The organism is Rhodobacteraceae bacterium IMCC1335 (assembly GCA_039640495.1).
GTDB lineage: Bacteria > Pseudomonadota > Alphaproteobacteria > Rhodobacterales > Rhodobacteraceae > Thalassovivens.
In genome coordinates, this window is record CP046864.1 from 3,327,729 (window position 1) to 3,353,544 (window position 25,816).

Consider the following 25,816-nt stretch of genomic DNA (forward strand, 5'->3'; position numbering starts at 1 on the left):
GGAAAGCCCCGAGTGACTCAAGACCGCGAAGATCTGCCCGCCGCCGCGATCCGTGCCTTGGCCGAAGCCGAAGCGCGCCGCCAAGCCGCCAAAAGCACCCCTCTTCCAAAAGAGCTGGGTGGACGCGATGGGCCGGAACCCGTACGCTATGGAGATTGGGAGAAAAAAGGCTTGGCGGTCGATTTTTAGGCTCTAGACCAGCTGCTCACCGGCAATAACTGGCGTTCCGCGCAAAAAATCAGCGGATGATTGCGCAGATTTCCCAGCCCTCTGCAGCCGCGTAATCCGCAGCGCACCAGACCCACATGCAATGCCAAGATCATCATCAAGAACAGTGCCCGCAGCGGCCAATGGCGGCTCAGCTGACATCAGCGCAGATCCTAAAAACTTCACACGCTCACCGCGCAGCATTGCCCAAGCACCCGGAAAGGGCGATAAGCCGCGGATTTGGCGATCCAAAATTTCTGCCGGCAAAGACCAATCAATCTGCGCTTCGCTTTTGTCAATTTTATGCGCGTAGCAAACGCCAATTGAAGATTGTGGCCGTGCTTGCAACTGAGACAAATCCTGCAAACTCTGCACAATTGCCCGTGCGCCAAGATCAGATAAACGTTCCTGCAGCGCGGCGGTTGTCTCATCTGACGCGATTGAAATCGTTTCTCGATATAAAACCGGCCCGGTATCGAGGCCAGCTTCCATTTGCATAATGCAGATGCCGGTCTCGCGATCACCCGCCATAATTGCCCGATGGATCGGCGCGGCTCCGCGCCAACGCGGCAATAAAGAGGCGTGAATATTCAAACATCCATGCGTTGGCGCATCCAGCAGCGCTTGCGGCAGCAACAGCCCATAAGCCACCACCACCGCCGCATCCGCCCGCAACGCAGAAAAAGCAGCTTGCTCCTCAGCCTGTTTCAACGAGGCCGGATGACGCACGTCAAGCGTTAACGCAAGCGCGCGCGCATGCACAGCACAAGGGCGTTGTTTTTTGCCCCGCCCTGCCGGCCTGGGCGGCTGTGTATACACCGCAACGATCTCATGCCCTGCGGCAACCAACGCCTCTAAGACCGGTACGGAAAACGCCGGGCTGCCCATAAAAATCAACCTCATGACAGTTTCCTTGCTTTGCGAAGCAACATATCGCGCCGCGTTTTCGACAGATGGTCAAAATACATTTTTCCATTCAAATGATCTATTTGATGCTGCAAAGAGGTGGCCCATAAGCCAACGAAATCTTTAGTCTGCAGGGCACCTTGTGAATCTAAAAAGCGCGCGGTGATTGCACGTGGTCGTTTAATCTGCGCGCTAACCCCTGGTAAATTCGGGCTGGCCTCTTCATGGCTGCGCAGCTCGACCGACGCATGAAGCACTTGCGGATTTGCCATACAAATGGCTTGCCCGCGCGCCTCTGAGGCGTCAATCACAGCCAGGCGCAGCATTTTGCCAATTTGCGGCGCCGCCAAACCGACCCCAGGCATGGCCTCCATTGTATCGATCATATCTATCCAAAGGGCATGAATATCTTCTGTGATCTCTGAAATAGCCTCGGCAGGTCGCCGCAGGCGCGGATCGGGCCAAGCCAAACAGCGCCGCACACCCATGCTTATTCGGCCTTGCCGCGCGCGATCTCACGCTTATATTTCTGCATTTTACGCGTGATCATCTGACGTTTGATCGCGCCTAAATAATCGATAAAAAGCTTGCCATTCAAATGATCAATTTCATGCTGAATGCAGGTGGCCCAAAGACCGTCAAACCCCGCTTTATGCTCCGCCCCATTTTGGTCAAACCAGAGCACTTCAACTTCCCTGGGCCGCGTCACTTCGGCAAAATGTTCGGGGATCGATAAACACCCTTCTTCATATATATTTGTCTCGTCCGATTGGGCAATAATCTGCGGGTTTATCATAATTTTTGGATCTGGCGCCGCGCCGTCTTCTTTGACGCAATCCAAAACCACAATCCGCTCTAACACGCCGATTTGCGGCGCGGCCAAGCCAATGCCAGGCGCATCATACATCGTTTCCAACATATCCTCTGCCAAGCCTCGCACCGCATCCGTAATATCCACAACATCGGAGCAGGCTTTTTTCAAGCGTGGATCGGGGTGAAAAAGAATAGGTCTGATCATGCGCGTGCTGTAAGACAAACCCAAAGCGGTTGCAACGGCTCTTGCGCAAAAGCCGCAATACGATAGGGTTGATACCGCACTTTTGGGAGAGTTGGATGCATTTTGACGAGCAGATAGACCGGCGCGGTTCAAACTGTGACAAATGGGATAATATGGAGGCCAAATACGGCGTTTCGCCAACAGATGGGTTGGCCATGTGGGTTGCCGATGGCGATTTCCGTCCCCCCGCTTGCGTGCAGCAGGCCGTGCAAGACATGGCCGCTCACGGTATTTACGGCTATTATGGCGCGCTTGATCACTATCACAAGGCAATCTGTTGGTGGATGGAGACCCGCCATAACTGGCAGGTTAACCCCGATTGGATTTTCACCACCCATGGCTTGGGCAATGGCATCGCAATGTGCGTTGAAAGCTTTACCGAGGCCAGCGATAGCGTGGTTCTTTTCTCCCCTGTCTATCACAGCTTTTACCGGATTATAAAAGCCAGTGGCCGAGCGATTACAGAATGCCCAATGGTAAATAACCAAGGCCGCTATGAATTTGATTTCGAACGGTATGACAGCCTGCTTACTGGAACAGAGAAAATGCTGGTTCTATGCTCGCCGCAAAACCCCGGAGGCCGGGTTTGGAGCAAAGCCGAATTACAAGGCATTGCCGATTTTGCAAAACGCCATGACCTTATTATTGTATCGGATGAAATCCACCATGATCTGATCTATCCGGGTAACAAGCATATCGCGATGCCCTTGGTCGATGCCAGTATCCGCGACCGGCTGGTGATGATGACCGCGACCACGAAATCGTTTAATATTGCAGGATGCCACACCGGCAATGTGATTATCGAGGATCGCAATTTGCGGGCAAGATTTGGGGCGAGAATGCGCGCGCTCGCGCTCAGCCCAAATAGTTTTGGCATCGTGATGGCCACAGCAGCCTATAGCCCTGACGGGGCTTTATGGATTGATGGTTTAATGCGCTATTTAAATGAAAACCGGGCCATATTTGAAACGGGGCTAAACGCGATTCCTGGCGCCAAGGCGATGCAGCTTGAAGCCACCTATCTATCTTGGATAGATTTCACAGATACCGGCATGACACCGCAAGAAATTTCTACCCGCGTCGAGAAAGGCGCTAAAATTGCGGCCAATCACGGGGCCACGTTCGGCACTGGCGGCGATTATTTTTTAAGATTCAACTTAGCCCTTCCCAAACAACAAATCGAAGAGGCCGTCAGGCGATTACAAACCGCCTTTAGCGACTTGCAGTAAAGCTCAGTTCAGCAAAGCCACGGGGGCATCGTGACGTTGCTCAAAATCCAAAGGCGGGCGATCTAACGCCACCGTGTTCCGTTTAAATTCGAAATGGACTTCGCCGTGCTCTTCTTGCGAGGCAACAATCAAACATTGATAGACATGTGTCGCGCCGTTAAACACATCAACCAAGCCACGCATAGGCGGCGCTCCCTCGGCAGAGATGACAAAGCCTGTCTCCCAAAGCTTCAAGATGGGATAAATCTCACCGTCAAACTGAACCCGAAAACGGCTTTTACGCTTCAATTCATCCGCCCGTGCCCGATCAAGGCCCTGCTGTACGTCTCGCGATAAAAATGTGCTCATCGGCTCTTCCCATATTGTTTCGGAAATTCTGGCGCAGAGCCGCAAATTTTCAAGATCCCGGCGTATCAATAGTTTCCAAATGCCAAACGCTTCTGCCGATTAGAAAAATCGCTTAGGCTTTACGACGCCGCGCAAGAGACCCCCAGCTCCATTGTGGAAGCCTACAAGATCTTGTGGATGCCTGCAGGTGCCACGCCAACTCTCGTTTTATTGCGCCAAATTCCCGCCACGGTTAAAAAATTTGCTTTTAAAGGTAAGTGTGAAACGTGCCGGGTAACTATGGCGCAAATACAACAAAATATCATTTTAAAAAAATGTATGCGGCTAACTCTTGATGAAATTGCACAGGCTCTGCGCCTGTAAAATACCACAGCGAATCGCAGCTTATCTAGAAAAACAGCCCGCCAATACCGGCCGAGCGAGGGCTTTGACAAACAGCCGGGGGATACCCGCCAAACCCCGCCAAGCCGCGCCACTTTTCTATGCGCGCTCTGCATAATGCTCGACCATCGCCACTAGATCATCTGGCGGCGTTTCGCTTTGCAAATAGGCGCAAGCGTTCGAACAATGCTGAAAAATCGAGCCATCCGAAAAGAAACTTGTATTGGTCACAAAAACCACACGCGCTTTAGGTCGGCGATAATTGGCAAAATCTGAAATGGCGAAAGCGCTGCCGTTTTTCAGCACCAGATCTAAAACTATAATGTCAAAATCATCTTGCATTAGCGCTTTGACCGCCTCAGGTTGTGATCGTGCAAAACATACATCCGCACCGCTGCGCTGCAGGGCGCGCTCCCAAAGACACCCCAATTCAAAATGACTTTCAACAATAAGCACCCTCATAAGACCCCCGCACCGACACCAGAAAAAGAAAGGAATTGATCGATTATCAACGCAAAAAGTGATAACAAAAGGTTAATGATCGCATAAAATGTTAATCATTTTGAAAGAACTTGAAACCAATCGCCGAATAGACTTCTCGTGCTGCGCATAAAGACGGATGAAATATGTTTGACTCAACAGGAAAAACACAGCCAAGGGATCATGGCGGACAGCTTGAAACCGCTTGCGCGCTTTATGGGGGGCTGCCAGAAGATTGGATCGATTTGTCAACCGGGATTAACCCCGTGCCTTATCCTGTTATACCTTTTTCAGCAGATGATTTTCAAAGATTACCCAGTACATCCGCCCATAATAACCTGATCGCGGCCGCACGCGAATTTTGGTCGATTCCAAACACCGCGCATGTGGTTGCCACCGCGGGCGCATCCGCGGCGATCGCGGCCTTGCCCAGTTTGCTGCCACCCAGCCAAGTGGCGATCGCGCACCCAACCTATAATGAGCATCAAGCCGCCTTTACCGCCGCCGGATGGCGCGTTTCCGATAGCGCCCAGGCGGCGCAGGTCGTGGTGCATCCAAATAACCCCGATGGCCGATTGTGGCGCGCGAAAGAGTTAACGCGGCCTATTTGCATCATTGATGAAAGCTTTTGCGACGTAACCCCGCAAGACAGTTTGATCGCTGAAGCGGGAAACCCCGGGCGCATAATCTTAAAAAGCTTTGGCAAGTTTTGGGGCCTTGCTGGGCTGCGCTTGGGCTTTGCAATAGGATCCGATCCCGTTTTAGAACAGCTCGAAAACCGGCTCGGACCCTGGGCCGTGTCTGGGCCAGCCTTACGCATGGGAGCTGCAGCGCTGTCTGATCCAACCTGGGCTCAGAACACCCGCAGGCGCCTGCAGGCAGACGCCGCCCGGCTAGACAAATTGATGCTCGCCAAAGGCGCGAAATTGCGCGGAGGCTGTAGCCTGTTTCGCCTCTATGAGCTGCGCGATGCCAAGGCCTGGCAAGCCAAGCTTGGGCAGCACCATATTTGGAGCCGCATCTTTCCCTATTCTAAAAGCTTTCTGCGGCTGGGCCTACCGGCCCAATCCCACTGGGCGCGGATCGAAAAGGCACTGTCATAATGGCTTGGCTTTTGTTTTTTGCGCTGATCCTTGATGCAGTTCTTGGCGAGCCGGAGTGGCTGTGGTCGCGGGTGCGTCATCCGGCCATTTTGATGGGCAATTTTATTTCTGCCGGCACAAAACGCCTTAACTCCGGTGCCAATCGCAAACAAAAAGGCATTGCTCTTCTTTTGCTTGGGCTCAGTATCGCAATTGGCCTTGGCTTTCTACTCAGCCTCCTGGGCCCAATCTTTGAGACGTTGATTGCCGCCAGCTTGCTTGCGCATAAATCCTTGGTTCAACATGTGATCGCGGTGGCCAAAGGCCTGCGTCTTTCCCTGACCCAAGGCCGCAATGCGATCAGCAGGATCGTGGGGCGCGATACCTCGCAGATGAACATTGCCCAAATTTCCAGGGCCGGAATTGAATCCGGAGCTGAGAATTTCTCAGATGGGGTGGTGGCACCGGCGTTTTACTTTTTAATCGGCGGGCTTCCCGGAATGTTACTGTATAAATTCACCAACACGGCCGATAGTATGATCGGATATAAAACCAAAGAGCTGCAAGAATTTGGATGGGCCGCAGCGCGCTTTGATGACGTGCTGAATTTTATTCCCGCACGGCTCAGCGCCGCGATTATATTGCTGGTCTCTGGGCATTGGAGCGGCCTGAGAAAACTATCAGAGAATGCCAAAACCCATGCCTCTCCAAACGCCGGTTGGCCCGAAGCTGCAATGGCATTGGCGCTCAACGTGGCCTTGGCCGGCCCCCGCAGCTATCACGGGCGCCTAACAGATTTTGCCTGGATCCATCCAAACGGCAGCCGCCATCCGGATGCTTATGAAATTGAACGCTCGGTTGATATTCTTTGGAAAAGCTGGGCCGCGCTCTTGGCGTTGGTGGTGATAAGTGCAATCTTGTAAGCAACTTTCCGTTAATCAGGGATCAATCCGCGAGGGAAAAGGAGGCCGTAATGCGCTTTATCAATTGGACATTTACCCGCCTTGCAAGCGCTGCGATACTCAGCCTGCCTCTGCTCTTTAGCAGCCCAATATATGCACAATCCTGTGGTGGTGATTTTGCCGATTTTGTTGCGCAATTAAAGCGCGAAGCGCAAACCAAAGGGGCGCCAGTCGCGCAGGTCAATGAATTTTTTCAAACGGTTGAACACAGTCCAAAGGTGCTAAAAGCCGATCGGGCACAGGCCATTTTCCAGCTGCCCTTTATCGAATTCTCTGGAAAATTAATCAGCGATCACAGGATGGCACATGGACAAAAAAATGCGACGACACATAAGTATATTTTTGATCAGATTGAAGATCTCTACGGCATTCCCCCAGGAGTTTTATTGGCATTTTGGGCCTTTGAAACCGATTTCGGCGCGTTTCAGGGCAATTATAATACGCGCAATGCTTTGGTCACCTTGGCTCATGATTGCCGGCGACCAGAGCTATTTCGGCCGCAAATCTTTGCCGCATTAGAGCTGTTTTTAAGGGATGAGTTTAACCCAGAAACAACGCAAGGGGCTTGGGCGGGCGAAATCGGCATGGTGCAAATGCTGCCCCAAGATATTTTGGACAATGGCGTTGATGGGGATGGGGATGGGCTTGTTGATCTGAGATCCTCGCCTGCCGATGCTTTGATGTCTGGCGCCAAAATGTTGTCAAATATGGGCTGGAGAGCTGCGCAGCCTTGGCTGCAAGAGGTGATTTTACCCTTTGATATGGATTGGAGCCTGACCGGGCTGGATTCCCAAAAACCAGTGTCCAACTGGGCGGCTTTGGGGGTCCAAGGGGCCAACCAGCCGCTCTATCCAGCTGATCTGGAAAGCTCCATTATTTTGCCCCAAGGCCGGTTTGGACCCGCCTTTATCGCTTATCCGAATTTTCATGTGTATTTCGAATGGAACCAAAGCTTTGTGTACGTGACCACGGCTGCTTATTTTGCCACCTTGCTCGAAGGAAGCCCGCGCTATGGGTTCGAACTTGAAGATCCCGGGTTGAACAGAGCGGAAATGAAAAGCTTGCAAAGCGCTCTGCGCGATCTGGGCTATGATGTCGGCAAACTTGATGGCATTCTGGGCGCTCAAACGCGCCGCGCCGTGCAAGAGGTTCAAAGCGGGTTGGGGCTGCCTGCAGATGCTTGGCCAACATGGGCGCTGTTAAACGCGCTTTAAGTCATGGCAAACTCAAGCCCCTCAAGCCCGTTGCAAAAACCGGTAAAATAACCGTTGGGACGCTTACGCCACCAAGCTTTCGGCTTTTTTCAAATCCACCGACACCAACTGGCTGACCCCTTGTTCCTGCATTGTGACGCCAAATAAACGATCCATCCGCGCCATGGTGACCGCGTGATGCGTGATGATTAAAAACCGCGTATCTGTGCGGCGGCACATTTCATCTAACAGATCACAGAAGCGCGTGACATTGGCATCATCAAGCGGGGCATCCACCTCATCAAGCACGCAGATCGGCGCAGGATTGGCCAAGAAAACGGCAAAAATGAGCGCCATCGCAGTGAGCGTTTGCTCTCCGCCCGACAATAAAGACAAGGTGCTCAGTTTTTTCCCGGGGGTTGGCACATAATCTCCAGCCCTGCCTCAAGCGGGTCATCGCTTTCCACCAAAACCAAATTGGCCTCGCCGCCGCCAAATAAGTGCTTAAACAAAAGCCCAAAATTGCTGTTCACCTGCTCAAACGCGGTCAAAAGCCGCTCGCGCCCCTCGCGATTCAAGCCCGCGATGCCATTGCGCAGCGTGTGAATCGCTGCTTCCAAATCGGCTTTTTCTTCGCTTAAGCTTTTATGCTCGCTCTCAACCTCTTTGGCATCTTCTTCTGCGCGCAGGTTCACGGCCCCCAACGCTTCGCGTTGGCGTTTCAACCGATTCACTTCCGCTTCTATTTCATCCGCATGCGGCATGCGATCCGCATCCGTTGATAAAGAGTTCAGCAATTCTTGAGGGGTGGTTTGCAACTCATCCTCGATGCGCTGCGCGGCGGCCGCTTTGGTTTCTTGCGCGGCCTCTGCACGCGCCTCGGCGCCGGCACGCGCCTCCCGCGCCTCGGACGCGGCCCGTTCGGAATCCCGCTCTTGCGCAATTGCGTTGCGCAAAGCCGCTTCGCCCGTTGCCAAATTATCGCCCGCAGCTTTGCGCCGCGTTTCAGCCTGCGCAATGGCGCTGCTCAGCTCTTCCCGTTTGCGTGCCAAAGCATCGGGCACCAGCGCCGCCTCTGCCAAATCTGCCTCTGTCTGCGATTTGCGTTCCAGCAACTCAACCCGTCTTTGATCGGCGGTTTCAAGCCGCAATCGCCACCCGCTAAGCTCTTTGGTGACCTGTTGTTTACGGCGAATCCGCGCTTCGCCAGCGCGGCGCAACTCATCTTGTTCTGAGCGCTTCGACAACATGGTAATGCGCGCCGCTTCCACGGTGAGCTTGATATCTTCAACGCGGTCTTTCAACGATTGGATATCTTCTAATGCGTCAACCGCCATCTGCGCCTCGGCGCGTTGCGCCTCAGCGCCTAAGCTTTCCTCTGCATGGCGCGCAACGGCCAATGTCAGATTTTCCACCCGGCCTTTTGCCAAATTTAGCTTGGCTTCGGAATTGCTGAGCGCGCGATTTTTTTCAATCACCTCGCGATCTGCTTGCCGGCGCGCTTCGCGCGCGCGCTGGTCTTTACCTGCCCACTCGGTAAGCTCCCCCGATAACAGATCATGGGCCGCGCGCGCGGCGTGCAATTCGGCCTCTGTCTGAGCCATTTTCTGCTTGAGCTCTTCCAACCTGTTCACTTGCTCAAGATGCAGCGCCGCAGTCGATGACGCATCTTCTGCCCAGATACAATAGCCATCCCAGCGCCATAGGTCCCCTTCCAAACTGACCAAACGTTGGCCGGGCTGCAAAGCCGCTTGCAAGCGCGCGCCCTCATCCCCATCCACCAAACCGATCTGCGTCATCCGCCGCCCCAACGCATCGGGCGTAGAGACATGATTACTTAAGGGGGTTATGCCGTTGGGCAGCGGTTGTGCAACGGGGTAATCGGGCAAGAACCGCCATCCTGACAGGGCATCTTCACCCTCAACCTCGGCCGCCCTTAAATCATCTGCCAAAGCCGCTCCAAGGGCTTTTTCAAACCCTTGTTCCACCTGCAAGCGATCAAGCAACTGCCCGCCCTCTTGAGAACCGCGCGCCAAAAGCTTGGCCAGAGCGGTCACTTCAGCTTCTAATGCCGTGTATTCACCCTCTGCACGCGATCGTTGGGCACGCGCCTCGGCCTCGCGCGCCTGCGTGTCAGAGCGCGCCGTTTCGACCCGTTCAAGCGCCTGCTCACATTGCTCTGCTTGCGCCTGCGCCTGCGCGGCCAGGCTTTGATCAACGTCAAACGCCTCGGCCGCCTCAACCGCCTGTTGCTCAGAATGCTGCAAAGCCTGTTTGGCTTTTTCAGCCTCATCACGACTGCGCTGAAGGGTTTTCTCGCTGTCTTGCAACAAACGATGCGCAGATTGGTGGCGCGCCGACAAACGGGCCACATCTTCGGTTAATTGCGAAAGATCTGTTTCCCGCTCTTGCAACACAGCAGAGGCATCCTGCGCCTCTTGCGTCGCAGTCGACAATTTATCGTCTTGGCCCAAGGCCGCTTTCGACAATTCTTCCGTTTCCCACTCTAAACGATCAATCATCTCCGATGCATCACGATTAAGAGCCTCTTCGCGGGTGATGTCTTGAGCCAGCTGTAGCGAACGGCCACCCAGCGTCTCGATCTTTTGCTGCGCGTCACTTTCTTGCGCGCTCAATGTCTCGCGCTGAACTTGCAACCTCTGCAGCAAAGCCGCCGCAATCGCTTCTTCCTCGCGCACTGGCGGCAAGGCTTCTTCAGCTTCCGATCTCAACTGACCATTGCTGCGCGCCATACCTTCCGCTTTCGAGGCCGCCAATATTTGCGCCTGCAAAGCTTGGGCTGTGCTCTGGCACAGCTCATCGGCTTCTTTCCAGCGCCGAAACAACAACAAACCTTCTGCGCTGCGCAAATCTTTCGCAATCGCGCGATAGCGCGCCGCATGTTTGGCCTGCCGGGCCAGCTGCGCCAATTGACTGGCAAGCTGCTCAAGCACATCATCCACCCGCCCCAAATTGCTTTCCGCAGCATTCAGCTTCAGCTCGGCTTCATGGCGGCGCTGATATAATCCGGAAATGCCCGCCGCCTCTTCTAACACACGGCGGCGGTTTTTGGGCTTAGCGTTGATCAATTCGGCAATTTGCCCTTGTCGCACCAGCGCTGGAGAATGGGCCCCTGTTGAGGCATCGGCAAACAGCATTTGCACGTCGCGGGCCCGTACGTCTTTTCCCGACACCTTATAGGCGCTGCCCGCATCGCGCGTGATGCGGCGCACAACATCCAACACATCCACCTCGTTGAACGCGGCGGGAGCTAAGCGTTCAGCATTGTCCAACTGTAACGTAACTTCGGCAAAATTGCGCGCCGGGCGCGTGGCAGCTCCCGCGAAAATCACATCATTCATACCGCCGCCGCGCATCGCCGTGGGGCGGTTTTCACCCATCACCCAGCGCAACGCTTCAAGCAAATTTGATTTACCGCACCCGTTTGGGCCCACAACACCAGTCAACCCATCTGAAATCAACAATTCAGTTGGATCAACAAAACTTTTGAAACCTGTCAGTCGCAGTTTGGAAAAACGCACCCGCACCCGCCTTTGATTCTCTGGTCTAAAGCGTGCCTTTGACGCAGAGCAGAGTCAACAGATCACCACTGTATCTCGTATGCTTACTTTGGTTAATGTCTAGATATCGTAGAATTGACATCCACACCATAGGGGCTGGCGCTCTGGCCAAGACAGGGTTTATAGTCAAGCAATGACGCCAATCTCCATCGCCATCGCGGATCCCCGGCACCCTGAAATCACCCAATTGCTACAGCAAAGCCATGCCTTAATGCAGGAGCTTTTCGCAAGCGATGAAAATCACTTTTTATCAATTGAAGAGTTGCGCTCACCTTATATTCGGTTCTTTGCCGCCCGCCAGAAAGGGCGCTATATCGGCTGCGGCGCGCTGGCTATCAGGCCAGATTATGGTGAGATAAAATCGATGTTTACCGATCCCAAAGCCCGCAGGGCTGGCGTCGCCAAAGCGATACTTGACCGGCTTGAAGCCCAAGCGCGACAACTTAAGCTGCCAAAATTGATGCTGGAAACCGGCGATTTGCTTTCGCATGCCCAGCGCCTCTACACGCAAGCAGGATTCACGCTTTGCGGGCCATTTGGGGATTACGAAAGGCAAAGCAGCTCGGTTTTTATGCAAAAAATACTGCCTTAAACATCACAGGCATGAAACCCCAAAGCAACCGAAGGATCGGCCCAGATGATGGCCACATCCTCGCAGCCCACCACCTGGCGCATCGCCTGCAAAGCAATCGGCCTGACCTGCCTTGTAGAGGGAAAACCCATTGAGTTAAGACGCAGCGCCTCGATCATTTGCCCGCGCACTCGAATATCAAATTCCATATTCTTATGGCGCACGGTCTGCGTAGGCATACCCTGAAACGCATAGGTTCCATCATCACAAGACATTAAAAAAATAAGAAAAACGCACCAATATTTAAACAAAACAACACTTATAACTAAATTAAATCTGACATTTGCTTGCAGAAAAAAATGGCATATATAAGGCGCTACACTAGACAAACACCCGGATAGAGGATGCATTTTGCCATTTCAAAAGGTAACTTCTGAAAAGCTGTCCCATGCTGTGACCCGCCAAATTGAGCAGTTGATCCTGCGCGGCATTTTGCGTCCAGGCGAACGATTGCCCTCCGAGCGCGAATTATCCGAGCGTTTTGCAGTTTCACGGCCATCGCTGCGTGAAGCCATTGCGCACTTGCAAGAGCGCGGCTTGCTCACGTCAAAAGCTGGCGCAGGCATTTATATCGCAAATGTGCTGGGCAACTCGTTTTCACCAGCCCTTGTCAGCCTGTTCAGCAGCCATGAAGAAGCCGTGTTTGATTATATTGGTTTTCGCCGTGATCTTGAGGGGTTGGCCGCAGAGCGCGCCGCCAAATTCGCCTCTGATACGGATTTGCGCGTGATCCAAACCATTTTTGATAAAATGCAGGCGGCGCATCACAAACGGAACCCAACCGATGAAGCTCGACTCGATGCCGAATTTCACCTATCGATCATCGAGGCCAGCCATAATGTTATTATGCTGCATATGATGCGGTCCATGTATGACCTGTTGCAAGAAGGCGTGTTTTACAACCGCCAAATGATGTTCAAGCGACGCGTCACGCGCGGCGAAATCTTAGAGCAACATCGCGCGATCAATACCGCGTTGCAGGCTCGTGACCCCAAGGCCTCGCGCGCCGCGGTTGAGGTTCATATGGAATATATCGAAACTGCCCTGCAAGATTTAAAAATATCAGAGCGCAATGAAACGATTGCGCAACAGCGCTATGAGCATGAACAAGAGCGTGGATAAGCATAAAGCCCGCCGGTTTGATTATGTTTTTCGAAAGCTGCACACCCAAGCCCAAAAATTCGAAAGCCGCTCGTCTACCGCGTAAAAAATGGAAGATAAGCGGCGGGCATAAAACCGAAGCCACCGCACCCGAAGAGCCCAAAAAGCCAATCCCAGAAGCGTCAAAAAAACGGTATTGAACCATGGAAATGATGTTTCACCCGGGCCAGATACCGGTTTAAGGGACACCGCATTTGGATAGATAGACAAAAACGTATTGCGCCAGCCATAATGCCGGATTTTCACCCATTGCACCTGCGCGCTTGATTTTGCACTGCGCAGATTTGACGCCTCAGCCTGCAAATTTGACGTGTCAAATTTGAAATAAAACGGCCAACCCCATCCAGTATCCTCATTGCGAAACACGATCGGTCGATCCTGCGCATCAAAACTCTCTATAAAAAACACATCCCGGTTCGATTGCGGGCGGCCATCCTCGCCACTATGGCGCGCCCAAAATAGCCCCGTACGGCCAAAATCAATCCGCTTTTCATAGGTGTCATTTATACGAACAACATCATTTTGGGGCAGCGTATAATGCAAGACCCCGATGCCGATCATTACCAAAATTGCCTGAAAACTTCTTACCAAAAACCGCATATGCACCGCCTAAAAAATACTGAAGGGTTTAATCTAAGCCCAAACCTTTAAAAATGCACCCCTATAGCAACCATAAGATGGTTAAAATTACAACGCAAACGCTCAAAAAAGCGTTGGAGCGCTGGTAAACAGGCCCCAACGCAGGATTATTACGCAATCACATTAAATTCGGGCCCATAGGGATATTCGGTGATGTTCTTGGCGCCCTCTCCTGTAATCACCAAAATATCATGTTCCCGGTAGCCACCGGCCCCGGCTTGCCCGTCCGGGATTGTCAACATCGGCTCCATCGAAATCACCATGCCCGGCGCCAGAACAGTGTCGATATCTTCGCGTAATTCCAACCCTGCCTCGCGGCCATAATAATGCGACAGCACGCCAAAAGAATGGCCATATCCAAAACTGCGATATTGTAATAGGCCCTGTTCTTCAAAGAATTTGTTTATGCGCCCCGTTATCTGCGAACAACGCATGCCTGGCTTTAACAAACCCATACCCAATTCATGCGCCTCTATATTGGCTTGCCAAATCTTTAAGCTCGCGGGATCAACCTCACCCAAAAACAAGGTCCGCTCAAGCGCCGTGTAATAGGCCGAAATCATAGGAAATGTATTAAGCGACAAAATATCGCCCGGTTGAACTTTCCGCGCCGTGACTGGGTTATGCGCGCCATCGGTGTTTAAACCCGATTGAAACCAGACCCAAGTATCGCGATATTCAGCCTCGGGAAACCGTTCTGCGATTGCGAGCTCCATGGCATCTCGACCCGCCATGGCAATATCCAATTCGCGCGCCTGATCTTTAATCGCGGCGCGAATAGCATAGCCTCCAATATCCGCAATTTCTGCTCCGGCGCGAATTAAAGCAATTTCAGCCTCTGATTTGAGCATGCGCTGCCTCATGCTGGCCGGGGCAAGATCTACCAAATTTGAGGGCTCTAAACAGGTATGTAACCTATCATGCTGCGCCAAAGTCAAATGATCTGCTTCATAGCCGATCACCGCCTGTTTCCCGGTAACGGACACCACCGCCGCCCAAAAATTATTGCGCTGCCAATCCGTATAGGTGATATTTTCTCCATAGCAGCGGCGCCAAGGCTGACCGCCATCGATTCCCGCCGAAACCGTGAAACTGCTATCTGCAGTCACAACCAATCCATAGGGGCGGCCAAAGGCACAATATAAAAACCCTGAGTAATACGCGATGGCTTGCATCGATGTAAGCAGAGCGGCCGAAACCCCATGCTGGTGCATGGCGGCGCGCAAGCCGCGCAATCGCGCCTCATATTCGGCGTCCGAGAAAGGCAAAGCCGCTTTCTCACCATTGTAAAAGTGATAATATTCGGAACGTTCAGTCATTTTTTTGACCCTCCATTGACGTTTCAAAAGAAGGTCCCGGCGTTCAGGACTGTAAGATAGGTTCGCCCGCGCAGAATTGCCCAAACGGGGCGACGCCATCGCCCGCACCTTGTCCTGCTTTCCCCGAAAACTGCCTGGGAATCAAGTCAAAATTTCAAAACTCATCTTACTCGGGAAGGTTTGGTAAAAACCGCCCCTGTTCGGCGGTTATAAAATCAGAAATCATCCGCACTGCCCCCGTTTGCACGACGTCTTTGGGCAATAACAAATACCATTTGCGCATGATCGGAAAATCATTGCCGCGTAGCGTCACCAACCGGCCGCTGCGTAATTCTTCGATCACCGTATGCGCCGAAATTAAGGAGATCCCCAAACCCGCAATCACCGCTTGCTTGATCGTTTCATTCGAATCCATTTCGATGGTCTGATAGACTTGCCCCGGCGCAATACGATCAAGATAACGATTGGCTAAGATCCGTGTTCCTGATCCTTGCTCACGCGTTAAAATAGGATGCGACAGAATTTCCTCGGGGGCCACGTGATTTCGGTTTGCCAAAGCATGATCGGGCGGCAGAATGATAACATGCGGATGATCCCCCAGCACCACCTCAGCGGTTGAAGGCGCTTTGGGTGGCCGCCCCATAATCGCCATATCAACCGCATTTTCTTGCAAAGCCGCGATAATTTGATCGCGATTTCCAACTTTAAGCATCACGTCAATATCGGGATGAGCGCGTTTGATTTCAGCCACCAATTGCGGCGCAAAATATTTCCCAGTGCTGACCACACCCAGTACAACAGCCCCCGCCAAGCCTTTGCGCAGCGCGTCAATTTCGCGTACCGCCATCACCAAAGCCTGATAGGATTGGCGTTGCGCGCGCAGCAAAGCATCGCCCTCTGAGGTCAGCTGGAACCCTTCAGAATTTCTTCGATCAAACATCAAGCAGTTAAAATTCTCTTCTAAAGTCTTCAACTGCGTGTGCACCGCCGGAGGGGTAAGGTTCAAAATATCGGCGGCACGCGTGATCGACCCGGTTTCGGCAACGGCCTCCAGCGCTCGTAATTGACGAAAAGTAAGGCCATTCAGACGTTGCATTTAAGCTATTCTACAAAATTTTATCTCGATGAACGGTAGATAAATATTTTGCGTCTGACAAGATTCTTGGAACCCCGTCTATAAAAAGCATATTCTACCGCCATATATTTCCAACAAAATTTCAAATCACCGAATAAAGACTGAAAAATTATATGTGACTGTTTTTACAATACCCGCTAGCGTATGCTGCTTTTGAAATAGTGCAAAGCCAGTATCGGCAGCAGCCGTTAAGTTGGGCTTTACTTAAACTGAAAGCAATCCTTAATTTTTTAAATTTTATAAAAAGAACAAAGGATATCCGATATAATACTGGGGTTGGAAACAATCGCACCCTGCACAGCCACAGGCTAAGCCGGCCCATCCTTCTGGCTGTGCCTGCCAGTCCAAAAACCACAAGCTTGGCACTTTACTGCCCTCTGCGGTTGCAAAAATGCCAAAGGCTGTCGCGCGAAACCCACCGCATAAGCGTCCGGCTTGCGTCAGCCCACGCGGATGTTTACAGACGGAGTAAACCCATCGGACCGCGGCGCTGCCCCAGCGCATGCCAACGCGGATCGACAGACCGCAAACTTAAAAAGCGCGCATGCACGAACCCCAGCATTCGCCATAGCCTGAAAGAACCACAATGAGCTTTGATCGTTCGATTAAAATCGCCCCCTCAATACTCTCAGCGGATTTTGCCGATTTTGGCCACGAAATTCAGGCGATCGAGGCACAAGGGTGCGATTGGGTACATGTAGACGTGATGGATGGGCATTTTGTACCAAACCTCACATTTGGGCCACCGCTCTGCGCCGCCATCCGCAAGCATATCAAAACCGTTATGGATGTGCATTTGATGATTTCGCCGGTAGACGCTTTTATTCAAGCCTATGCCGATGCAGGCGCCGATATTATCACCGCGCATGTAGAAGCGGGCCCGCATAGCCACCGCACCATGCAAGCCATTCGCGCCGCGGGATGCAAAGCGGGCATCGCCTTAAACCCGGGCACACCCGCAAGCGCCATCACGCATCTGCTCGATATGGTGGATTTGATCTGCGTTATGACCGTGAACCCTGGATTTGGCGGGCAGAAATTTATCCATTCGCAAGTTGAAAAAACCAAAGAATTGCGCGCTATGATCGCGGATCGCCCAATACATATCCAGATCGATGGCGGGGTCACACCCGAAACCGCACCGCTCGTTTCGGCCGCTGGCGCAGATGTCTTGGTGGCGGGATCTGCCGTGTTTAAAGGCGGATCGGTTGCAAACCCTGACCCCTATGGTCACAATATCCGCGCCATACGCGCGGCTGCAAAAGGATAAACCGTGCCAAGTCTTCCACCCGTTTGCGACTTTAACTGGCCCGCGCCCGATTTTCAGCTTCCTGCAACGGATGGGCGGATGCTGTCACGAAACGATATCAGCGGTCCAAAAGGCTGCTTGATCATTTTTATGTGCAATCACTGCCCTTATGTGTTGAGTGTCTTGGACAGAATACAAAGAGACGCGCGCGATCTACAATCTATCGGCATTGGAGTGGCGGCGATCAACGCCAATGATGCCGCAGTCTATCCTGCTGATAGTTTTGAAAATATGGTCAAATTGGCCAAGGAGCACGGGTTTTCATTTCCGTATCTTTATGATGAAACGCAAAGCGTTGCTAAAGCTTACGGCGCGGCCTGTACACCGGATTTCTTCGGCTTTAACGCCGCCGGCGGGCTTCAATATCGGGGCCGGCTAGATGCATCGGGAAGAACCGCCGGAGCCACCGATCTACGCCGAGACCTTTTTGAAGCCATGCAACAAATGGTAAAAACTGGCCATGGGCCCGACGTCCAAATCGCCTCCATTGGCTGCTCAATCAAATGGAAACCAGAATGAACGCGCTGATTTTCGATCTTGACGGTACGCTGATTGATAGCGCGCCGGATATACAGGCCGCCGTGAATAAAATGCTGGCAGAGGAAGGCATCGGCCCGCTGGATTTGGCAACCGTAATTTCTTTTATCGGCAATGGAATGCCCAAATTGGTGGAACGCGTTCTGCGCGCGGTGCAGCTGCCGCAGGGCCGGCACAGCGCGCTCTATGAAAAAACCCTCTTGCTTTACAATCAGGCCCCCAGCGCGCTGAGCCAACCCTATGAAGGGGTGATCGAAATGCTTGAAATTTTGGCCGCGCAGGGGCATCGCCTCGCAATTTGCACCAATAAGCCTGCCGAACCCGCCCAACAAATTTTACAGGATTTCAACTTAGAAAGGTTTTTTGAGGTGGTCGTGGGTGGCGACAGCTTGCCCGTTAAAAAGCCAAACCCGGCGCCGCTGCAGCATTGCGTTGCACGATTGGGCGCTAGCGCCGCACTTTATATTGGTGACAGCGAAGTGGATTATGAAACCGCGCAACAGGCGCAAATTCCATTTGTCTTTTTCACCGGTGGATACCGAAACGCCTCGGCAGCGTTTTTCCAGAACGCCCATCATATTGACCAGTTTAGCGCGTTACCAGCCTTGGCGGACAGCCTGTTAAAAAGGCCCTAACCCTGCGGTAAATGCTTTGTAAGCTGCGCCCTTCAGCGCCTGAGACCAGCCCACACCAGCAGCATAGTGATCGCCCGTTCAACGCTGTAACGGGCCTAGGCAAGCACGTCGAGCAACCGGTCATTCTCAGGATCTTTTAACGCATCAATAACATCAAAATGGTGGCATTCAGGCGGTATCACAGGCACCACTTGCCAAGCGCTGCCCAGCCATGCGGCTTGCTGCAAAAAAACCGGGCGTTCTGCTCCGCCCACCCAAATCCGCACATCGAGATCTGGCTTCGGGGCAAAAACCGGGCTTTCATCCCGCGCAGACGCGCTGTCCAGCTTAAACTCGGCGTTCATCGAGGTTTCTATCAATGGCCGTAAATCCGCCAAGGGCGAAATTGCCAAAACCCGTTTTATCCGTTCATGAAGCGCCTGAGGCAGCCCATCGGCGCATGCCATCCGTGCAACAAGATGCCCACCCGCCGAGTGGCCCGCCAAAATCAGTGGCCCCGCAATGCGCGCGGCGCTTTGCATGATCGCCTGCGATATCTGGCGGGTAATCTGCGCGATCGAAACGCGCGGGCATAGATCATAGGAGGGCATCGCCACCGCCCATCCATGCGCCAAAGGTCCCTGCGCGAAATGCGACCAGTCGCTTTTGTCAAACCTCAGCCAATAACCGCCATGAACGAAGACGAATAGACCTTTGGGCGGAGTCTCTGGTAAGAACAGATCAAAGCGTTGGCGCTCGCTTTGACCATAAGCAATGTCAAGCTGGGCCGCATCGCGGGCCAACATGTCCACGCGAAACGCCGCAGCCTGCGATTTCCATCTTTCTATAAAACCCTCTGCCCCGGGAATAAATGGCGCATTGGCATAATCATTGTCTAAACGCATTGAGCTTTTTCATTTTGTCCACTGGACAAAGTTTGACAGAGTTGCTTTGGCTTATGAAGCGTTATTTGGAGAAAAAGCTATGTTAGACGCCCACACCAACTTGTCCAGCCTGTTAAAAGATCCCAGCCTCTTGGTAACGCAAGCCTATCTGGCCGGAGAATGGGTGGACGGAGATAATGAAGCCCGCTTTGAGGTTGTGAACCCTGCCCGCGGCGATGTGATTGCGAAGGTGGCTGATATCAGCCGGGCCCAAACGGCCCAGGCCATCGATGCCGCAGACAAGGCGCAAAAGCTTTGGGCTGCCCGCACCGCCAAAGAGCGCAGCGTTATTTTACGGCGCTGGTTTGATTTAATGGTGGAACATACGGATGATTTGGCGCTGATCCTGACGGCCGAACAAGGCAAGCCATTGGCAGAAGCCAAAGGCGAAATCGCCTATGGCGCTTCCTTCATCGAATTTTTTGCCGAAGAGGCCAAACGCATTTATGGCGAAACCATCCCGGGGCACCAACCTGATAAACGCATCATGGTGCTGAAGCAGCCGATTGGCGTTGCCGCCTCAATCACGCCTTGGAACTTTCCCAACGCGATGATCACCCGCAAAGCGGCTCCCGCCTTGGCAGCAGGATGCGCATTTGTAGCGCGGCCCGCCTCTGAAACGCCTCTCTCGGCGCTGGTAATGGGGGTTTTGGCCGAGCGCGCAGGCCTGCCCAAAGGTGTGTTGTCAATCCTCCCCGCCACGCAGGCCGCCGAGATTGGCAAAGAATTTTGTGAAAATCCGATTGTGCGCAAACTCACCTTTACCGGATCCACCCCAGTGGGTCGAAGCTTGCTGCGTCAAGCCGCAGACAGCGTGATGAAATGTTCTATGGAACTGGGTGGCAACGCGCCATTTATTGTATTTGATGATGCCGATCTCGACGCCGCAGTGGCCGGCGCGATCATGTGCAAATTCCGCAATAATGGCCAAACCTGCGTTTGTGCGAATAGGCTCTATGTGCAAGCGGGCGTTTATGACGCCTTTGTCGAGAAGCTGACGACAGCCGTGGCCGCGCTCCAGGTGGGTGACGGGCTGGAAGAGGGCACCGCTTTGGGCCCGTTGATCAACCAGAAAGCCATTATGAAAGTACAAGAGCATATTGCCGATGCCACCGCCAAAGGTGGCACCGTGCAACTGGGCGGGCAAACGCTGCAAGGCTCCGGGTATTTTCTAACCCCAACCATCATTACCGGCGCCACAAAAGACATGAAAGTCGCCCAAGAAGAAACCTTTGGCCCGTTTGCGCCTCTGTTCAAATTTGAAGATGAAGATGAAGTAATAGCTCTGGCCAATGATACAATTTTTGGCCTAGCCTCGTATTTTTATGCCAAAGATCTGAGCCGTGTTTACAAAGTGGCCGAGGCCTTAGAATACGGGATTGTAGGCGTTAACACGGGTATAATTTCCACCGAGGTGGCACCGTTTGGGGGCGTCAAGCAATCAGGGCTTGGGCGCGAGGGCAGCCATCATGGCATCGAAGATTATCTGGAAATGAAATATATCTGCCTCTCCGTCTGATACCGCTATGACGTCGCGCCATCGCCTTGCCCGTCAGTCTGCGCTGTAGGCTGCAGCTCAAAAATGCCGTAAGACGAGCAGAGGCTCGATTTAAAACTGAGCCGGCTTGAGGATGAGCAAGCAAGTTCCCCTCTGTTGTAAAAACGGATTGCGCAGGATCTGGGTTGCCCTCCTCCGAACGTGAAGACAAACCGGGGCAATAATAAAAAAAGGATCAGCCTCATGCGATTAGGGCCAATGGATTCGGGACTACTGGTACTTTTATCTCTGCTTTGGGGAGGATCCTTTTTATGCGTTGGCATCGCGGTACAGGAATTGCCCGTCTTGACTATAATCGCCCTCAGGGTCAGTCTGGCTGCGCTTGTGCTCTGGGGCATCGTGCTCATGCGTCACAATCAGTTGCCGCGCGACTGGGCAGTTTGGCGGGCTTTTCTAGGCATGGGTCTGCTGAATAATGTCATCCCCTTTGGATTGATCGTTTTCGGACAACAAACCATTGGCGCCGGCCTTGCTGCCATTTTAAACGCCACAACCCCCTTATGGACCGTTCTTATCGCGGCTGTGTTTCTGGACGATGAGCGATTTTCGAGGCAAAAGCTCTTTGGCGTTCTGTTGGGCTTGCTTGGGGTGATTGTTATGGTTGGACCAGATGCTTTTAAAGGCTTATCACAAAGCCTAGGCGCGCAACTGGCGGTGCTGGGCGCAACACTTTCCTACGCATTAGCTAACGTGTTTGGACGGCGCTTTGCCGCGGCGAAAATCAGCCCCCTGCAGACCGCTTTGGGGCAGGTCACCGCCTCATCGTTTGTTTTGATGCCCTTGGCGCTGATGATTGATACGCCTTGGAGATTTGCACTGCCGAGCAACGCCGCGATCCTGGCCATTATTAGTTTGGCCGTGCTGTCAACCGCATTTGCATATTTGCTGTTTTTCAAAATTTTGGAACGCGCAGGGGCTACAAGTGTGTCTCTGGTCACCCTTTTAATTCCACCCTCAGCAATCGGGATGGGAATGGTATTTTTGCAGGAAAGCTTGCAAAGCGCGCATTTTATTGGTTTGGCCTTGATCATTTTGGGTTTGCTCAGCTTGCAAGGAAGGCTGTTCCGTCTCAGCAGGCTAAAACAAGCGGATTGACCCGCATTCAAGGCCTCGTTACTGAGCAGCACCTGAAAGAAAATGGATCACAAGATGGCAAGGCAGCGCAAAGGCCGCAACGTATCAGGATGGTTGATTATAGACAAACCTGTAGGGATAACATCTGCCGCTGTCGTCAATAAAGCCAAATGGGCGCTCGGGGCCAAGAAAGCCGGCCATGCGGGCACTTTGGACCCAGAAGCAACGGGGCTTTTGGCGCTGGCCTTTGGCGAGGCAACAAAAACCATTCCTTATATCACAGATGCTTTGAAAGCCTATGAATTCACGGTCAGATTGGGCCAGGCAACCAATACGGATGATGGCGAGGGGGAACTAACGCGCCAAAGCGATGCGCGGCCCAGCGACGCCGATATCAAAAACGCCTTGCTGTCTTTTATTGGCGATATTGAACAAGTGCCACCAAAATTCTCAGCGGTGAAAATCGATGGCCAGCGCGCCTATAAACTGGCGCGTTCGGGGGCGGATATCGCGCTTGCGGCACGCCCGCTTTTCGTTGACTCGCTTTTGTTGATTGATCGCCCCGATGCAGACCATGTGGTGCTAGAGCTCACCTGTGGCAAAGGTGGCTATGTGCGCGCGATCGCGCGCGATCTGGGCCAAAAACTGGGATGCTTTGGGCATGTGGTTCAATTGCGACGGATCTGGTCTGGGCCCTTCGATCTGGATCAGGCCGTGAGCATCGAGCAGCTCGAAGCGCTTGCAAAAACCCCCGAGCTAGATCACAAATTACTGCCGCTAAAAGCGGGGCTCAGCGACGTAAGCGAAGTCCGCTGCACCGCAGAATCAGCGGCCAAATTGCGCAATGGCAACCCCGGACTGGTGATCGCGCAAAATCTTCAATATGGCGATTTATGTTGGGCCGGCTTTGAGGATGAGCCTGTCGCCATCGGGCATTATCAAGCCGGTATGCTTTACCCCAACCGCGTTTTTCTGCCAGATCGGTAAAATGGTGAAAGGCTGCGCTGTGACGAGAGCACAAATTGCAAAGCGGGCGCAAAACAGCCTGCAAAACCTTGCAAAAGCCAAAAACAACGGCCAAACATACCTATGATCAAACGACAGCACCAAAAAGGTGACGCATTTTCACAGGCCATTTATTCACCCTGCGAGCGTTATCGCTACAGCCTGACCAGAACCTGGCAAGACAGCGCGCCAAAAGTAAATTTTATTATGCTCAACCCATCTACAGCAACGGAACTTCAAAACGATCCCACCGTTGAGCGCTGTGAGCAACGCGCCCGAACACTGGGGTTTGGTGGGTTTTGTGTGACGAATATTTTTGCCTGGCGCGATACAGATCCCAAAAAGATGCGCACCGCCGCCAACCCGATTGGGCCAGAAAATGATGCGGCAATCCTGAATGGCTGCGCTTGGGCCGATCACATCATCGCAGCTTGGGGTACGCATGGGGCACATTTGCAACGCGGACCCGCTGTCAAAACTTTATTGTGGACATTAAAAATGCCAATCTATCATTTGGGATTGACCAAAGCCGGCCACCCAAAACACCCGCTCTATTTAAGCTACGCGCAACAACCGGAACTTTGGAGCACGTAAAAGCCGCATAAAGATCCTGAAATAAAACGTCTCACACAGGCCATAGACGCCCTTCGAAACCATCCATTTTTACGCCTGAACAGCACCATTGCTGAACAAATTTGGCTTACCTTTTTGCGCAGCATGGCCTTCGGATTAGACTCGGCGCTAGGCGTAAGCTTTTTGGTTTACGTCCTTGTACAAACCCTCTCGCAATTTGCGTTTATTCCGATAGTGGGCGATTGGACGGCGCAATCGATCCAGAAGATAGAAAGCAATCGTTAACCAAGGTTTCACTCTCAGATTGCATCCGTCATCCCCAATCCGCACAATATACCCGCGGGGCAGCTTGGGGGGCCACAGGGGCAGTATGTTTTTCTTGGCAGGAATTTTCAGCGCGTTGATTCTAAGCGGTCTGGTGGTCATGATCGACAGCGATGAAGATGGCCAATTTGACGACACCGAAAATCTTGAGGATAATGGCGTTGACGCGCGCGAAACGCAGGAAGACCGCTTTGTAGCAGGTTCAGACGCAGCGGGCAGCATAGAATCCGGCAACGCCGCCGACAATCACCTTACCGGCACAATTGGCCCGGATCAGATCAACGGCTATGCGGGCCATGATCACCTTTCTGGCGGAGCTGGTGTTGATATTTTGATCGGCGGCGCAGGCAATGATCACCTTTGGGGAGGTGATCACAACGACCAGCTGCGCGGAGATGCTGAGGATGACATATTGAACGGCGGCGCGGGCGCGGATAGGCTTTTTGGCGGTTTGGGGGATGATCAGCTTTTTGGCGCAGCTGGACAAGATACGCTTTCAGGCGGCGAAGGCGATGATAATCTGCAGGGCGATGCGGGAAATGATGCGCTTCTGGGCGGCTATGGGGATGACAGATTAGAGGGTGGCGCGGGCAGCGATAGCCTGTTTGGAGGCCCGGGAGATGATGTTTTAATCGGGCAAGAAGCCCGAGCCACTGCCGATTTTCTGAATGGTGGCGCCGGAAATGATGTTTTACAAAGCGGCGGAGCTGACAGCTTGCATGGCGGATCCGGTCAGGATCTGTTTCAAATCATCACAGCTGCAAGTGGGCCCGAAGATCTCACCGAAATCAGCGATTTCAACCCAAGCCAAGACCATATCGAAATATGGATAAACGACCAGCAGCAAACCGATCCAATTATAGAAATCAGCCAAAATAATGCTGGCCACGCCTTGGTTTGGCTCAATCAAAACCCAATTCTATCGGTTTTATCGGAAGAAAAACTGACTGCGGCTCATATTATTTTACGCCATGGTCCTGCAAACGCCTAATTTTCGCTTTTCATTTGCAGCAAAACCTATTAGAGCGCCGGTTCAGTCAAGCGCTGCTTGGCTGAACTCCACGGGCCCTGCTGGACGACATCCCGGCCTGCGCCATCAACCCTTAACCAAAGGAGACCCCGATGTCGATTACTGCAGAAGAAAAAGCAAAAGTGATGAAAGACTTCGCCACCAAAGAGGGCGATACTGGATCACCCGAAGTGCAAGTTGCCATTTTAACATCTCGGATCACGACATTGACCGAGCATTTTAAAAGCCACAAAAAAGATAACCATTCACGCCGCGGGTTGCTCAAGATGGTCGCCTTGCGCCGCAAATTGCTGGATTACGTGAAAGCAAAAGACGAAAGCCGGTATCAAGACCTTATCAAGCGTTTGGGTATCCGTCGCTAAACCTAAGCTCACGATACGATATTTTCAAATGGCGTCTCAATTCTGAGGCGCCATTTTTCTATAATAAGGGCAAAGATAAGCGCCTCCTAATCGCGTAATCTTGGTGCCAAGCAAACCGCTTTGCCAGCTCTTTCCATCACTGCATAATTAGGCTAAACGCCCTTTATCTGAAATC

The 25,816-nt window shown here is 52.7% G+C and carries 27 protein-coding genes and 1 pseudogene; 17 read left to right on the forward strand and 11 right to left on the reverse strand.

What is annotated here, in order from left to right; genetic code table 11:
- Nucleotides 1-12 precede the first annotated feature (12 nt).
- The gene (locus tag GN241_16270) at nucleotides 13-189 is read left to right on the forward strand and encodes a DUF1674 domain-containing protein (protein ID XAT58779.1); all 177 of its coding nucleotides are present in this window, start codon (nucleotides 13-15) and stop codon (nucleotides 187-189) included.
- Between the two features lie 3 nt (nucleotides 190-192).
- Here the strand turns inward: GN241_16270 and GN241_16275 are convergent, their stop codons facing one another.
- The 3 genes from GN241_16275 to GN241_16285 are packed head-to-tail and all read right to left on the reverse strand — an operon-like array spanning nucleotide 193 to nucleotide 2,131.
- Entirely contained in the window at nucleotides 193-1,110 is a 918-nt protein-coding gene (locus GN241_16275) for a methionyl-tRNA formyltransferase (protein XAT58780.1), read from the reverse strand.
- Nucleotides 1,107-1,601, reverse strand: coding sequence for a peptide deformylase (def, locus tag GN241_16280; GenBank protein XAT58781.1), 495 nt, complete (start codon nucleotides 1,599-1,601; stop codon nucleotides 1,107-1,109). Before def ends, GN241_16275 begins: the two co-directional genes overlap by 4 nt.
- A 2-nt stretch (nucleotides 1,602-1,603) precedes the next feature.
- Entirely contained in the window at nucleotides 1,604-2,131 is a 528-nt protein-coding gene (locus GN241_16285; protein ID XAT58782.1) for a peptide deformylase, read from the reverse strand.
- Between the two features lie 95 nt (nucleotides 2,132-2,226).
- Here GN241_16285 and GN241_16290 point away from each other — a divergent pair, with 95 nt between their 5' ends.
- On the forward strand, nucleotides 2,227-3,399 hold the full coding sequence (locus GN241_16290; GenBank protein XAT58783.1) for a putative C-S lyase: 1,173 nt from the start codon (nucleotides 2,227-2,229) through the stop codon (nucleotides 3,397-3,399).
- A gap of 3 nt (nucleotides 3,400-3,402) precedes the next feature.
- On the opposite strand, the gene GN241_16295 is transcribed toward GN241_16290, so the two are convergent.
- Nucleotides 3,403-3,747 (reverse strand): hypothetical protein, encoded by a 345-nt coding sequence (locus tag GN241_16295; GenBank protein XAT58784.1) that lies wholly within the window; start codon nucleotides 3,745-3,747, stop codon nucleotides 3,403-3,405.
- 177 nt (nucleotides 3,748-3,924) lie between these two features.
- On the opposite strand from GN241_16295, the gene GN241_16300 reads away from it, so the two are divergent.
- Nucleotides 3,925-4,110, forward strand: a complete 186-nt coding sequence (locus GN241_16300; protein XAT58785.1) for a hypothetical protein — start codon at nucleotides 3,925-3,927, stop codon at nucleotides 4,108-4,110.
- Nucleotides 4,111-4,227: 117 nt separating this feature from the next.
- Here GN241_16300 and GN241_16305 read toward each other — a convergent pair whose 3' ends face one another.
- A complete protein-coding gene (locus GN241_16305) occupies nucleotides 4,228-4,590 on the reverse strand; it encodes a response regulator (protein ID XAT58786.1) in 363 nt (120 codons plus the stop codon).
- 164 nt (nucleotides 4,591-4,754) lie between these two features.
- Between GN241_16305 and GN241_16310 the strand changes: the two genes are divergently transcribed.
- Genes GN241_16310 through GN241_16320 form a run of 3 tightly spaced genes read left to right on the forward strand, consistent with a single transcriptional unit; the run spans nucleotide 4,755 to nucleotide 7,866 of the window.
- Nucleotides 4,755-5,711 carry an aminotransferase class I/II-fold pyridoxal phosphate-dependent enzyme gene (locus GN241_16310; GenBank protein XAT58787.1) on the forward strand — a complete coding sequence of 319 codons (957 nt, stop codon included), beginning with the start codon at nucleotides 4,755-4,757 and terminating at the stop codon, nucleotides 5,709-5,711.
- Entirely contained in the window at nucleotides 5,711-6,613 is a 903-nt protein-coding gene (gene cobD, locus GN241_16315) for a cobalamin biosynthesis protein CobD (GenBank protein ID XAT58788.1), read from the forward strand. The genes GN241_16310 and cobD overlap by 1 nt, the downstream gene beginning before the upstream one ends.
- Before the next feature lie 50 nt (nucleotides 6,614-6,663).
- On the forward strand, nucleotides 6,664-7,866 hold the full coding sequence (locus GN241_16320) for a lytic murein transglycosylase (GenBank protein ID XAT58789.1): 1,203 nt from the start codon (nucleotides 6,664-6,666) through the stop codon (nucleotides 7,864-7,866).
- 63 nt (nucleotides 7,867-7,929) lie between these two features.
- On the opposite strand, the pseudogene smc reads toward GN241_16320, so the two are convergent.
- A pseudogene (gene smc, locus GN241_16325) lies at nucleotides 7,930-11,387 on the reverse strand (chromosome segregation protein SMC).
- 172 nt (nucleotides 11,388-11,559) lie between these two features.
- Between smc and GN241_16330 the strand changes: the two are divergent.
- Nucleotides 11,560-12,018 (forward strand): GNAT family N-acetyltransferase, encoded by a 459-nt coding sequence (locus tag GN241_16330; protein ID XAT58790.1) that lies wholly within the window; start codon nucleotides 11,560-11,562, stop codon nucleotides 12,016-12,018.
- On the opposite strand, the gene GN241_16335 is transcribed toward GN241_16330, so the two are convergent.
- Nucleotides 12,015-12,236: a hypothetical protein gene (locus GN241_16335; GenBank protein XAT58791.1), complete on the reverse strand. Its 222-nt coding sequence runs from the start codon at nucleotides 12,234-12,236 to the stop codon at nucleotides 12,015-12,017. The genes GN241_16330 and GN241_16335 overlap by 4 nt on opposite strands.
- Before the next feature lie 172 nt (nucleotides 12,237-12,408).
- Here GN241_16335 and GN241_16340 point away from each other — a divergent pair, with 172 nt between their 5' ends.
- On the forward strand, nucleotides 12,409-13,179 hold the full coding sequence (locus GN241_16340) for an FCD domain-containing protein (protein ID XAT58792.1): 771 nt from the start codon (nucleotides 12,409-12,411) through the stop codon (nucleotides 13,177-13,179).
- A 21-nt stretch (nucleotides 13,180-13,200) separates the two neighbouring features.
- Here GN241_16340 and GN241_16345 read toward each other — a convergent pair whose 3' ends face one another.
- The 3 genes from GN241_16345 to GN241_16355 all read right to left on the reverse strand — a co-directional run bounded on the left by GN241_16345 (nucleotide 13,201) and on the right by GN241_16355 (nucleotide 16,272).
- On the reverse strand, nucleotides 13,201-13,818 hold the full coding sequence (locus GN241_16345; GenBank protein ID XAT58793.1) for a DUF1523 family protein: 618 nt from the start codon (nucleotides 13,816-13,818) through the stop codon (nucleotides 13,201-13,203).
- Nucleotides 13,819-13,967: 149 nt separating this feature from the next.
- A complete protein-coding gene (locus tag GN241_16350) occupies nucleotides 13,968-15,176 on the reverse strand; it encodes a M24 family metallopeptidase (GenBank protein ID XAT58794.1) in 1,209 nt (402 codons plus the stop codon).
- A 166-nt stretch (nucleotides 15,177-15,342) separates the two neighbouring features.
- A complete protein-coding gene (locus tag GN241_16355) occupies nucleotides 15,343-16,272 on the reverse strand; it encodes a LysR family transcriptional regulator (GenBank protein ID XAT58795.1) in 930 nt (309 codons plus the stop codon).
- Between the two features lie 625 nt (nucleotides 16,273-16,897).
- Here GN241_16355 and GN241_16360 point away from each other — a divergent pair.
- The 3 genes from GN241_16360 to gph are packed head-to-tail and all read left to right on the forward strand — an operon-like array spanning nucleotide 16,898 to nucleotide 18,792.
- Entirely contained in the window at nucleotides 16,898-17,581 is a 684-nt protein-coding gene (locus tag GN241_16360; GenBank protein ID XAT58796.1) for a ribulose-phosphate 3-epimerase, read from the forward strand.
- Between the two features lie 3 nt (nucleotides 17,582-17,584).
- Nucleotides 17,585-18,139, forward strand: a complete 555-nt coding sequence (locus GN241_16365) for a redoxin domain-containing protein (GenBank protein ID XAT58797.1) — start codon at nucleotides 17,585-17,587, stop codon at nucleotides 18,137-18,139.
- Nucleotides 18,136-18,792 carry a phosphoglycolate phosphatase gene (gene gph, locus GN241_16370; GenBank protein XAT58798.1) on the forward strand — a complete coding sequence of 219 codons (657 nt, stop codon included), beginning with the start codon at nucleotides 18,136-18,138 and terminating at the stop codon, nucleotides 18,790-18,792. Before GN241_16365 ends, gph begins: the two co-directional genes overlap by 4 nt.
- A gap of 95 nt (nucleotides 18,793-18,887) precedes the next feature.
- Here gph and GN241_16375 read toward each other — a convergent pair whose 3' ends face one another.
- Entirely contained in the window at nucleotides 18,888-19,676 is a 789-nt protein-coding gene (locus tag GN241_16375; GenBank protein XAT58799.1) for an alpha/beta fold hydrolase, read from the reverse strand.
- A gap of 79 nt (nucleotides 19,677-19,755) precedes the next feature.
- Here GN241_16375 and GN241_16380 point away from each other — a divergent pair, with 79 nt between their 5' ends.
- From GN241_16380 to rpsO, 6 genes are all read left to right on the forward strand, one after another.
- The gene (locus GN241_16380; protein XAT58800.1) at nucleotides 19,756-21,234 is read left to right on the forward strand and encodes a succinate-semialdehyde dehydrogenase; all 1,479 of its coding nucleotides are present in this window, start codon (nucleotides 19,756-19,758) and stop codon (nucleotides 21,232-21,234) included.
- Between the two features lie 237 nt (nucleotides 21,235-21,471).
- On the forward strand, nucleotides 21,472-22,368 hold the full coding sequence (locus tag GN241_16385) for an EamA family transporter (protein XAT59328.1): 897 nt from the start codon (nucleotides 21,472-21,474) through the stop codon (nucleotides 22,366-22,368).
- A 54-nt stretch (nucleotides 22,369-22,422) separates the two neighbouring features.
- Nucleotides 22,423-23,334: a tRNA pseudouridine(55) synthase TruB gene (truB, locus tag GN241_16390; protein XAT58801.1), complete on the forward strand. Its 912-nt coding sequence runs from the start codon at nucleotides 22,423-22,425 to the stop codon at nucleotides 23,332-23,334.
- 102 nt (nucleotides 23,335-23,436) lie between these two features.
- Nucleotides 23,437-23,946, forward strand: a complete 510-nt coding sequence (locus tag GN241_16395) for a DUF1643 domain-containing protein (protein XAT58802.1) — start codon at nucleotides 23,437-23,439, stop codon at nucleotides 23,944-23,946.
- A 349-nt stretch (nucleotides 23,947-24,295) separates the two neighbouring features.
- Nucleotides 24,296-25,240 carry a calcium-binding protein gene (locus GN241_16400; protein XAT58803.1) on the forward strand — a complete coding sequence of 315 codons (945 nt, stop codon included), beginning with the start codon at nucleotides 24,296-24,298 and terminating at the stop codon, nucleotides 25,238-25,240.
- 131 nt (nucleotides 25,241-25,371) lie between these two features.
- A complete protein-coding gene (gene rpsO, locus GN241_16405) occupies nucleotides 25,372-25,641 on the forward strand; it encodes a 30S ribosomal protein S15 (GenBank protein ID XAT58804.1) in 270 nt (89 codons plus the stop codon).
- The last annotated feature ends 175 nt before the right edge of the window (nucleotides 25,642-25,816 follow it).

Excerpts from the sequence above, each read along its gene's own strand:
- GN241_16275 (XAT58780.1), bottom strand. The coding sequence starts at position 1,110 with ATGAGGTTGATTTTTATGGGCAGCCCGGCGTTTTCCGTACCGGTCTTA.
- def (XAT58781.1), bottom strand. The coding sequence starts at position 1,601 with ATGGGTGTGCGGCGCTGTTTGGCTTGGCCCGATCCGCGCCTGCGGCGA.
- GN241_16285 (XAT58782.1), bottom strand. The coding sequence starts at position 2,131 with ATGATCAGACCTATTCTTTTTCACCCCGATCCACGCTTGAAAAAAGCC.
- GN241_16290 (XAT58783.1), top strand. The coding sequence starts at position 2,227 with ATGCATTTTGACGAGCAGATAGACCGGCGCGGTTCAAACTGTGACAAA.
- GN241_16295 (XAT58784.1), bottom strand. The coding sequence starts at position 3,747 with ATGAGCACATTTTTATCGCGAGACGTACAGCAGGGCCTTGATCGGGCA.
- GN241_16300 (XAT58785.1), top strand. The coding sequence starts at position 3,925 with ATGCCTGCAGGTGCCACGCCAACTCTCGTTTTATTGCGCCAAATTCCC.
- GN241_16305 (XAT58786.1), bottom strand. The coding sequence starts at position 4,590 with ATGAGGGTGCTTATTGTTGAAAGTCATTTTGAATTGGGGTGTCTTTGG.
- GN241_16310 (XAT58787.1), top strand. The coding sequence starts at position 4,755 with ATGTTTGACTCAACAGGAAAAACACAGCCAAGGGATCATGGCGGACAG.
- cobD (XAT58788.1), top strand. The coding sequence starts at position 5,711 with ATGGCTTGGCTTTTGTTTTTTGCGCTGATCCTTGATGCAGTTCTTGGC.
- GN241_16320 (XAT58789.1), top strand. The coding sequence starts at position 6,664 with ATGCGCTTTATCAATTGGACATTTACCCGCCTTGCAAGCGCTGCGATA.
- GN241_16330 (XAT58790.1), top strand. The coding sequence starts at position 11,560 with ATGACGCCAATCTCCATCGCCATCGCGGATCCCCGGCACCCTGAAATC.
- GN241_16335 (XAT58791.1), bottom strand. The coding sequence starts at position 12,236 with ATGCCTACGCAGACCGTGCGCCATAAGAATATGGAATTTGATATTCGA.
- GN241_16345 (XAT58793.1), bottom strand. The coding sequence starts at position 13,818 with ATGCGGTTTTTGGTAAGAAGTTTTCAGGCAATTTTGGTAATGATCGGC.
- GN241_16350 (XAT58794.1), bottom strand. The coding sequence starts at position 15,176 with ATGACTGAACGTTCCGAATATTATCACTTTTACAATGGTGAGAAAGCG.
- GN241_16355 (XAT58795.1), bottom strand. The coding sequence starts at position 16,272 with ATGCAACGTCTGAATGGCCTTACTTTTCGTCAATTACGAGCGCTGGAG.
- GN241_16360 (XAT58796.1), top strand. The coding sequence starts at position 16,898 with ATGAGCTTTGATCGTTCGATTAAAATCGCCCCCTCAATACTCTCAGCG.
- gph (XAT58798.1), top strand. The coding sequence starts at position 18,136 with ATGAACGCGCTGATTTTCGATCTTGACGGTACGCTGATTGATAGCGCG.
- GN241_16375 (XAT58799.1), bottom strand. The coding sequence starts at position 19,676 with ATGCGTTTAGACAATGATTATGCCAATGCGCCATTTATTCCCGGGGCA.
- GN241_16380 (XAT58800.1), top strand. The coding sequence starts at position 19,756 with ATGTTAGACGCCCACACCAACTTGTCCAGCCTGTTAAAAGATCCCAGC.
- GN241_16385 (XAT59328.1), top strand. The coding sequence starts at position 21,472 with ATGGATTCGGGACTACTGGTACTTTTATCTCTGCTTTGGGGAGGATCC.
- truB (XAT58801.1), top strand. The coding sequence starts at position 22,423 with ATGGCAAGGCAGCGCAAAGGCCGCAACGTATCAGGATGGTTGATTATA.
- GN241_16395 (XAT58802.1), top strand. The coding sequence starts at position 23,437 with ATGATCAAACGACAGCACCAAAAAGGTGACGCATTTTCACAGGCCATT.
- GN241_16400 (XAT58803.1), top strand. The coding sequence starts at position 24,296 with ATGTTTTTCTTGGCAGGAATTTTCAGCGCGTTGATTCTAAGCGGTCTG.
- rpsO (XAT58804.1), top strand. The coding sequence starts at position 25,372 with ATGTCGATTACTGCAGAAGAAAAAGCAAAAGTGATGAAAGACTTCGCC.